The sequence below is a fragment of the Streptomyces sp. MBT53 genome, from assembly GCF_016654115.1.
Taxonomy (GTDB): Bacteria; Actinomycetota; Actinomycetes; order Streptomycetales; family Streptomycetaceae; genus Streptomyces.
Genome location: NZ_JAEQAZ010000050.1, coordinates 71620 through 80315 on the forward strand (window position 1 = coordinate 71620; position 8696 = coordinate 80315).

Sequence of the window (8696 nt, forward strand, 5' to 3'; positions counted from 1 at the left end):
CGAAAGCTATCAGCGAGCGGGTGCGCCCGTCGGCGGTCAGTGACCATGGTCCTCCGGCGCCGCGCGGGGCAGCAGCCGTACGAGACACAGGCACACGGCGACGGCCGCGCCGACCACGGCGAGGCTCACCAGCAGGGCGTGGGCCGCGCCGCCGCCGCCGACCGCCTTGAAGTACACGGTCGTCACGGCCGCCGCCCCGATCGCGTTGGCCAGCTGCTGCACCGCGTTGAGGGAACCGCTCGCACTGCCGGCCTCGGCCGGTTCGATGTCGCCGATGGTGACGTCGTAGACCGTGCCGAAGCAGGTGCCCATACCGAGCCCGACCAGAAGGAGCGGCGGTACGAGAGCCCAACCACCCACCTCCGTCCCGGAGTCGGCGACCAGGGCGGCGAGGCAGCCGCAGCCCGCCAGGATGATCAGGAGCCCCGTGGCGGCGAGTCGGCGGCCGAAGCGGTGGACGAGCCGGTAGCAGGCGATCGACGCGACGACGATTCCGGCGGACAGCGGGATCAGGCCGAGCGCGGTGCCCGCGGGGGAGCGGCCGAGGCCCTGCTGGAGGTAGAGGGAGACGACGTAGAGGAGTCCGGCGACCGCGGCGAAGACGACGACGCCGAGGAGCAGACCGGCGGTGAAGCCCCGGTTGTGGAGGAGCGAGGGTCTGATGAGCGGTTCGGGTGCGGTGCGCTGGCGGTGGCAGAACCCGGCGAACAGGGCGAGGCCGAGCAGCAGCAGGGCGAGCGCGCGTCCCGTCCAGCCGTGCTGCGAGCCGTCGATGAGCCCGCCGAGCAGACCGAGCAGCGCACCCGCGATCAGCGCCGAGCCCGGGCCGTCGACGGGGGCGGTGCCGTCGCCGGAGTCGCGGGGGAGGAGCCGTAGGGCGGCGAGCAGGGCGGCCCCGCCGAGGAGGAGGTTGATGAGGAACATGGACCGCCAGCCGAGGCCGCCGATGTCCGCGTCCACGAGAAACCCGGCGAGGATCGGCCCGCCCACCGCCGACAACCCCATCACGGGCCCGAACAGGCTGAACGCCTTGCCGATCTGATCCCGGGGCCAGCTCGCGCCGAGGATGCCGAAGCCCTGCGGGACGACCAGCGCCCCGAAGGCGCCCTGCACCAGCCGGGCGACCACGAGGAAGGCGGGACCGGGGGCGAGTCCGCAGGCCAGGGAGGCGGCGACGAACCCGGCGAGCCCGAGGAGGAAGAGCCGCCGCCGGCCGTACCGGTCGCCGAGCCGTCCGCCGGGGACGAGGAGCACACCGAGGGCGAGGGCGTAGGAGGCGCCGAGCCACTGGACGAGGCCGGGGCCGCCGCCCAGGTCCCGGGTGATGGTCGGGGCGGCGATGTTGGTGATCGTCGAGTCGAGGAGGTCCAGGACGTCGGCGGCGAGGACGACGGCGAGGATCGCCCAGCGGGTACGGGCGGGGAGGGGGCGGGCATCAGTTGTGTTGTGCAGTGTCTGTGTCACGCAGATAAATATCGGGGAGGTGGCCCGCACCGGTCAACCGGATAAAGGAGACGAGGTCAGTGCACGCCCTGCACGCCCTGCGCGTACGCCGTCGGAGACACCCCGACCGTCGTCGTGAAGTCGCGGACCAGGTGGGCCTGGTCGGCGTAGCCCAGGTCGGCGGCGAGGCCCGCCCAGTCGACGGGTTCCTCGGCGCCCGCGCGCTCCAGGGCCTCGTGGATGCGGTAGCGCAGGATGACCCACTTGGGGCCGACGCCGACGTAGGCGGCGAAGAGGCGCTGCAGCAGTCGTACGGACAGGCCTTCGGTGTGGGCGAAGTCGGTGACGCGGCGAATCGTGCGGTCGGTGCGGATGCGGTCGACGAGGGCGGTGGCCAGTTCGGCCTGCGGGTCCGGGTGCGGGTCGAGGGCCAGCAGGAAGGTGTCGAGCGCGGCGACGCGGGCGGTGTCGTCGGCGAGGTCGAGGACGGTGGCGGGGTCGATGTCCGGGAACACCTCGGGCTGCCGTACCCGCGCGCCCGTCCACTCCGAAACCGGGCGGTCGGGGACTGCGCTCCGGAAGGCGCCGGGGCGGAACTTGATGCCGCAGACCTGTCCCCGCCCCTCCAGTTTCTGGGCGAAGAGGCCGTGGGGGATGCCTGCGATCTCGACGAAGGCGTCCTCGCCGGCCAGGTGCTGGAAGACGATGTGCACGGCCGGGTGTGGGACGACGTGGGAGACGTAGGGCTCGGTGAGGTCCCAGTCGATCAGCCAGTAGTGCTCGATGTACGGGCGCAGGGGCGGGGCCGGTTCGGGCCGGCGGAAGTGCACGCGGGTGAGGAGTTCGGCGGGGTCGACGATTCCTCGGGTGTCGTCGGCTTCTCCGGAGGCGTTACGGCGTGGGGCGGCCATGTGGGGATCGTAGGACGAGGTACTGACAGTGGACGGAAGGCCGTGTCGCCGGTGCCTGGAATATGTGTGCCGGGGTGGCCGTTGGGGGGTATAGTTGAATAATCAACAACCTGGAGGGTGAACGACCATGCAGTTCGGGATCTTCAGCGTCGGCGACGTCACACCGGACCCGACCACCGGACGGACGCCGACCGAGCGTGAGCGCATCAAGGCCATGGTCGCCATCGCGCTGAAGGCCGAGGAGGTCGGGCTCGACGTCTTCGCGACCGGCGAGCACCACAACCCGCCCTTCGTGCCCTCGTCCCCCACGACGATGCTCGGCTACATCGCCGCGCGCACCGAGAAGCTGATCCTCTCCACCTCCACCACCCTCATCACCACCAACGACCCGGTGAAGATCGCCGAGGACTTCGCGATGCTCCAGCACCTGGCCGACGGCCGGGTCGACCTGATGATGGGCCGCGGCAACACCGGCCCGGTCTACCCCTGGTTCGGGCAGGACATCCGCCAGGGCATCAACCTCGCCATCGAGAACTACGCCCTGCTGCGCCGCCTGTGGCGCGAGGACGTCGTGAACTGGGAGGGCAAGTTCCGCTCCCCGCTCCAGGGCTTCACGTCCACGCCCCGCCCGCTGGACGACGTACCGCCGTTCGTCTGGCACGGCTCGATCCGCAGCCCCGAGATCGCCGAACAGGCCGCCTTCTACGGCGACGGCTTCTTCCACAACAACATCTTCTGGCCGGCCGACCACACCAAGCGGATGGTCGAGCTGTACCGGGAGCGGTACGCGCACTACGGCCACGGCACGGCGGAGCAGGCGATCGTCGGCTTGGGCGGCCAGGTCTTCATGCGCAAGAACTCCCAGGACGCCGTGAGCGAGTTCCGCCCGTACTTCGACAACGCGCCGGTCTACGGCCACGGGCCCTCCCTGGAGGACTTCACCGACCAGACCCCGCTGACCGTCGGCTCCCCGCAGGAGGTCATCGAGAAGACCCTCGCGTTCCGGGAGTACGCCGGTGACTACCAGCGCCAGCTGTTCCTGCTCGACCACGCCGGGCTGCCGCTCAAGACGGTCCTGGAGCAGCTCGACCTGCTGGGCGAGGAGGTCGTACCGGTCCTGCGCAAGGAGTTCGCGGTGAACCGCCCGGCGGACGTGCCGGAGGCGCCGACCCATCAGTCCCTGAAGTCCGCCAAGGCCGCCGCATCGGAAGAGGTGACCGTCGCATGAAGCTCGTAGTCGTCTCGGCGGGGCTGAGCGTCCCGTCGTCCACGAGGCTGCTGGCCGACCGGCTGGCGGCGGCGGTGGACCGCAGGACCCCCGTCGACATCCAGGTCGTGGAGCTGCGCGACCTCGCCGTGGAGATAGCGCACAACTTCACCAACGGGTTCCCCGGACGTTCCCTCGCCGCCGCGCTGGACGCGGTGACGGAGGCGGACGGGCTGATCGTCGTCACCCCGGTGTTCTCGGCGTCGTACAGCGGACTGTTCAAGTCCTTCTTCGACGTCCTGGACAAGGACGCGCTGGCCGGAAAGCCGGTGCTGATCGCGGCGACGGGCGGCAGCGCACGCCACTCCCTGGTACTCGAACACGCACTCCGCCCGCTCTTCGCCTACCTGCGCGCCGTGGTCGTCCCGACCGCTGTCTACGCCGCCTCCGAGGACTGGGGCGCGGAGGGCCTGCCGGACCGGATCGACCGGGCGGCGGGGGAGCTGGGCGCGCTGATGACGGGCCTGTCGACGGGCCGCCCGGAGAAGAAGCCGACGGTCGTGCCGTTCGCGGAGCAGCTGGCGGCACTGTCCGTTTCAGGCTCGGCATGATCAGCCCGTCCGGCGTTTGAGGACGAGGCCCCTTCAGGGCCGACGGGGGTCTGGGGGCGCAGCCCCCAGGGACAGCCGCTGAGCTCAGCCGACCGTGAGAAGACGGTAGGAGCTGAACCCGGGTTGCGTCCACCACGGTGAGAGCCAGGTAAAAAGGGTGATCGTAGACCTGCCCCCACCGGTCAACCGCCGGAGGCCTTGGCACACTGGTGGACGTGCCCCAGACTGTGCTGCTCGCCGAAGACGACCGTGCCATCCGTCATGCCCTGGAGCGGGCCCTGACTCTGGAGGGCTACCAGGTGACCGCGGTCGCCGACGGTGTCGAGGCGCTCGCGCAGGCCCACCGCACCCCACCGGACGTGCTGCTTCTCGATGTGATGATGCCCGGCATCGACGGCCTCCAGGTCTGCCGGGTGCTGCGCGCCGAGGGCGACCGCACCCCGATCCTGATGCTGACCGCCCTCGTGGAGACCGCCGACCGCATCGCGGGCCTGGACGCGGGCGCCGACGACTACGTGGTGAAGCCCTTCGACGTCGAGGAGGTCTTCGCGCGCCTGCGCGCCCTGCTCCGCCGCACCAGCCCGGTCCCGGCGAACGGCGTCCCCGGACCGTCCGGCACCGCCGCGGACGTACTCAAGGAGGGGTCGCAGTCGTTGTTCTCCTCCTCGGACAAGCAGATCTCGGCGGCCGGGCTGCGCATGGACCTCCAGGCCCGCCGCGTCTGGCGCGGGGAGCGTGAACTGGAGCTGACCCGGACCGAGTTCGAGCTCCTCGAACTGCTGGTCCGCAACGCGGGCATCGTCCTCGACCACTCCACCATCTACGACCGCATCTGGGGCTACGACTTCGGCCCCGGCTCCAAGAACCTCGCCGTCTACGTCGGCTATCTGCGCCGCAAGCTCGACGAGCCCGGCGCACCGCAGCTGATCCACACGGTGCGTGGCGTGGGTTACGTGCTGCGGGAGGACTGAGTGGGCCGCCTGCGGCGGCTGGTGGCCGCCCGGCGGCCCCGACTGGTCTCCCTCCGCACCACCTTCGTGCTGTCCTTCGCGGCGGTGACCGCGGCCGTCACCCTCCTCGTCGGCGTGCTCTCCTACGGCGCGGCGGCCCGACTGGTCCGCGTCGACCAGGAGTCCGTGTTCGACCAGGTCGTCCAGGATCTGCAGGACGAGGTGCGCACGCACCAGATGACGCCCGACGACTTCTCCTCCTCCGCGCCCGGCCACGACATCGTGCGGCCGGCCCGTACGGATGTGCAGGTGCTCGGGCCGGCCGGCGGTGTCCTCGACAGCGGCAGCCCGGCGCTGCCCGTCACCGGTGACGACCGGGCGATCGCGGGCGAGAAGGTGGCCGGGAAGACGGTCGAGCACAAGGACGTCGCCGTCGCCGAGGACGTGTACCGCATCGCGACCGTGTCGCTGGGCCGCGGGCAGGGGGCGGTGCAGGTGGCGCAGGAGTTCAGCGACACCGAGGATCTGCTGCGGGCGTTGCAGCAGCGGACGTTCGTGCTGATGGCGGCGGTCGTGGTGCTGGCCGGGCTGTGCGGCTGGTGGCTGGCCCGGCGTATCACCCGGCGCCTGATCATCCTCACGGCGGCGGCCGAGGACGTGGCCCGCACCCGCCGTCTCGGCGTGCAGGTCCCCGTCACCGGTTACGACGAAGTCGGCCGCCTGGGCCGGGCGTTCGACCGGATGCTCGGCCGGCTCGCGCAGTCGGAGGAGGACCAGCGCCGCCTGATCCAGGACGCGGGCCACGAACTCCGCACCCCCCTCACGTCGTTGCGCACGAACATCTCCCTGCTCCGCCGCATGGACGAACTGCCGCCCGGCACCCGCGAGGAACTGGTCGCCGACCTCTCGCAGGAGGCCCGTGAACTCACCGACCTGGTCAACGAGTTGGTGGACCTGGCGGCGGGCCAGTCCGACACCGAGCCGCCCCAGCAGGTGGACCTCGCCGACATCGCGGAGGACGTGGCGGTGCTGGCCCGCCGCCGTACCGGCCGGGACATCACCGTCCGCGCGAGCGGCGACACGACGACCGACGGCCGCCCCGGCATGCTCCAGCGCGCGATCTCCAACCTGGTCGAGAACGCGGCCAAGTTCGACCGAGCGGGCCAGACTCCGATCGAGATCGCGGTCTCCGGCCCGGCGCGCCCGGGCACGGTCCGCGTCGAAGTCCTCGACCGGGGCCCCGGAGTCTCGGAGACCGACCTCTTCCGCATCTTCGACCGCTTCTACCGCGCCGCCGACGCCCGCTCCCTCCCCGGCTCGGGCCTCGGCCTCTCCATCGTCCGCGAGGTGGCCCTCGCCCACGGCGGATCCCCCTTCGCGCTACGACGGGAGGGCGGCGGCGCGGTGATCGGGTTCACGGTCGGGGGAGTGGTCGCACCGCGTGCCGGAGCAGGCGTACGTGGCCGAGGCTGACGGACTTCCCGGCGACGCCGCCGGGCATCTGCTCTGGGCCGCGCAACTGTCTGCCGACCACAGCCGCCGTCCCGGCCCCGGCGTACGCGTCTTCCGGCACCGCTCAGCAACCGCGGTGGTCAGCCCCGGGTTGTCCGGGCGGGACCGGATCGCGGTCGACGGGAAGGCGGACGACGCGCTCGTTCTCGTACGGGACGAAGTTCTGGCGGAGGTCGGGCCGGGCCACCGTCCGTTCGGGGACGCGGAGTTGATCGGCGCGCTGGTGCGGGGGATCCCCGGGCTGGTGGCCGCCGGTGGCCCCGGGTTCCTGTGGATGGAGACGGCGGAGCCGCCCCGGCCCGCCGTCCCGGAGGGTGTGCGCTGGCTCGACGCGGCGGGGGAACGGGAGGCGGCGGCCCTGTTCGGGGACTCGTTCCCCGGCTCGTACGCCCGCCCCGGCCGTCCCGGAGTCCGCCGCTGGGCCGGTGCCCACGACGACGGCCCGGACGGTACCGGAGCGCTGCTCGCGGTGGCCGGGGACGCCTGGTCCGGGGCCGGGTGCGGCTTCATGGCCGGGGTCGTGACCCGGCCGGAGGCGCGGGGGCGTGGGCTGGGCGTGGCCGTGTCGCGGTTCGTCGTCGACGCGCTGGTACGGGAGTACGGGCGGGCCGCGCTGATGGTGGACGCCGACAACCCGGCCGCGATCGCCGCGTACCGGCGGGCCGGGATGCGGGGCCGGGAGTTCGCGGCGGCGGCCCGCGCCCGGGGGAGCGCGGGGCCGTAGCGGGACCGGTGTCCGGGGTGCTCAGCCGTTGGAGGTCGTACGCCCGAAGCAGCGCTCCAGCTCGTTCAGGTCGTAGAACTTGCTGCCCTTGGAGACGGGACGGCAGCCGGCCTTGAAGGCGGTCTCCTTCTCGTTGTAGAGCATGCGCACGAGGTAGGCGTTGCCCTTGCGGTAGACGTCCCACTGGATGTTCGAGCCGAGCGGGGCGACGGCGGCACCGCGCCAGGAGTTGCTGGCGTAGGTGTACGGCTTGTCGGCCGTGACGCCCTGCGTGCTGCCGGGCAGGCCCATCAGCGCGGCCAGCGGGATGATTTCCTCGGCGTGCGTGAACCGGAGTTCGGCGCCCAGGTCGCTCGTGCCGTCGCGCTTGGCCTCGACCTTCTTGAAGAAGTCGTCGAGCAGGACACCGGCCATCTTGTACGTGATGTCGCTGTCCGCGAAGCCCGGCCCCTTCTCGTAGAAGTCCTCGGCGTCGGAGATGTACCCGAACCAGTCGGCGTCGCGCGCCGAGATGTACCGGTCCATGCCCCAGCCCTTGCCGCCCGGGCTCTCCTCGCTCATCGCGGGGGCGATGGCGTACAGGTTGTAGACGGCGGTGGCGGCCTCGACGTCCGTGCCGATCGACGCGAACTCGCCCGCCGTGATCCGGTCCACGAACGCCGGCTTGAACAGCTTCCTCAGTACGTCACGGGCGGCGCGGTGCGTCTTCGGCTGGTCCGTGATGGAGGCCAGGGTGGTGGCGAGGCGCTGGTCGTTCGCGATGTAGTCGCGGTACGCGGCACCGCCCGCGGCCTTGTGGAAGTAGAGGAGGTCCTTGTCGGTACGGGTCGCGCCGATCAGGGAGGTGAGGTCGGGGTCGGTCTGGGCGAGGGCGGCGCCGTAGAGGTTGGCGCTGTCGACGGCACGCCCCTGGCCCGAACTGACGACGTCGATCGGCTCCTTGTCCTTCGCGATCGTCGCGAAGAGGCTCGGCAGCCGCTTCTCCATCCGGGTGGCGGTGGCCTGGATCTCGGCCTTGCCGCGGGCGCTGAGGTTGCCGTAGCCGATGGTGCTCATGGCGGCTTCGAGACCCTGCGTCTTGGGGCCGAACTCCCTCCCCTTCGCGGTGAGTTGACCCTCCGCCTCGGCCTTGTTCCACAGCGCGAGGATCAGGTCGCCGTCCGAGCCGTCGGTCGCGGAGCGCGATCCGTGCCGGGACACGTTCTCGGTGAAGACGGGGGTGAAACCGGCCGGGGCCTTCTGGTACGAGCGGGAGTTCTGCTCCGGCGTGTACACGGCCTTCGTGCCGTAACTGTCGGTGTGGGCGGTGGTGCCGGGGGCGGCCTGGGCGGCGAACGG

At 71.6% G+C, this 8696-nt stretch carries 8 protein-coding genes; 5 read left to right on the forward strand and 3 right to left on the reverse strand.

The window, feature by feature from the left end; all coding sequences use genetic code 11:
* Positions 1-36: 36 nt before the first annotated feature.
* Entirely contained in the window at positions 37-1464 is a 1428-nt protein-coding gene (locus tag JHN45_RS20495) for an MFS transporter (protein WP_201049941.1), read from the reverse strand.
* Positions 1465-1520: 56 nt separating this feature from the next.
* Positions 1521-2354 (reverse strand): helix-turn-helix domain-containing protein, encoded by an 834-nt coding sequence (locus JHN45_RS20500; protein WP_201049942.1) that lies wholly within the window; start codon positions 2352-2354, stop codon positions 1521-1523.
* A gap of 127 nt (positions 2355-2481) precedes the next feature.
* On the opposite strand from JHN45_RS20500, the gene JHN45_RS20505 reads away from it, so the two are divergent.
* The 5 genes from JHN45_RS20505 (at position 2482) to JHN45_RS20525 (ending at position 7358) form a co-directional block, all read left to right on the forward strand.
* A complete protein-coding gene (locus JHN45_RS20505; protein WP_200713910.1) occupies positions 2482-3582 on the forward strand; it encodes an LLM class flavin-dependent oxidoreductase in 1101 nt (366 codons plus the stop codon).
* Complete coding sequence (locus tag JHN45_RS20510; protein WP_201049943.1) at positions 3579-4172, forward strand: FMN reductase; 594 nt, start codon at positions 3579-3581, stop codon at positions 4170-4172. The genes JHN45_RS20505 and JHN45_RS20510 overlap by 4 nt, the downstream gene beginning before the upstream one ends.
* Before the next feature lie 215 nt (positions 4173-4387).
* Positions 4388-5143 (forward strand): response regulator transcription factor, encoded by a 756-nt coding sequence (locus JHN45_RS20515; protein WP_200713912.1) that lies wholly within the window; start codon positions 4388-4390, stop codon positions 5141-5143.
* The gene (locus JHN45_RS20520) at positions 5144-6595 is read left to right on the forward strand and encodes a HAMP domain-containing sensor histidine kinase (RefSeq protein ID WP_200713913.1); all 1452 of its coding nucleotides are present in this window, start codon (positions 5144-5146) and stop codon (positions 6593-6595) included.
* On the forward strand, positions 6582-7358 hold the full coding sequence (locus JHN45_RS20525) for a GNAT family N-acetyltransferase (RefSeq protein ID WP_201049944.1): 777 nt from the start codon (positions 6582-6584) through the stop codon (positions 7356-7358). The genes JHN45_RS20520 and JHN45_RS20525 overlap by 14 nt, the downstream gene beginning before the upstream one ends.
* 21 nt (positions 7359-7379) lie before the next feature.
* Here the strand turns inward: JHN45_RS20525 and JHN45_RS20530 are convergent.
* Positions 7380-8696, reverse strand: a 1317-nt coding sequence (locus tag JHN45_RS20530; protein ID WP_201049945.1) for a histidine-type phosphatase, incomplete at its 5' end; no start/stop codon positions are given.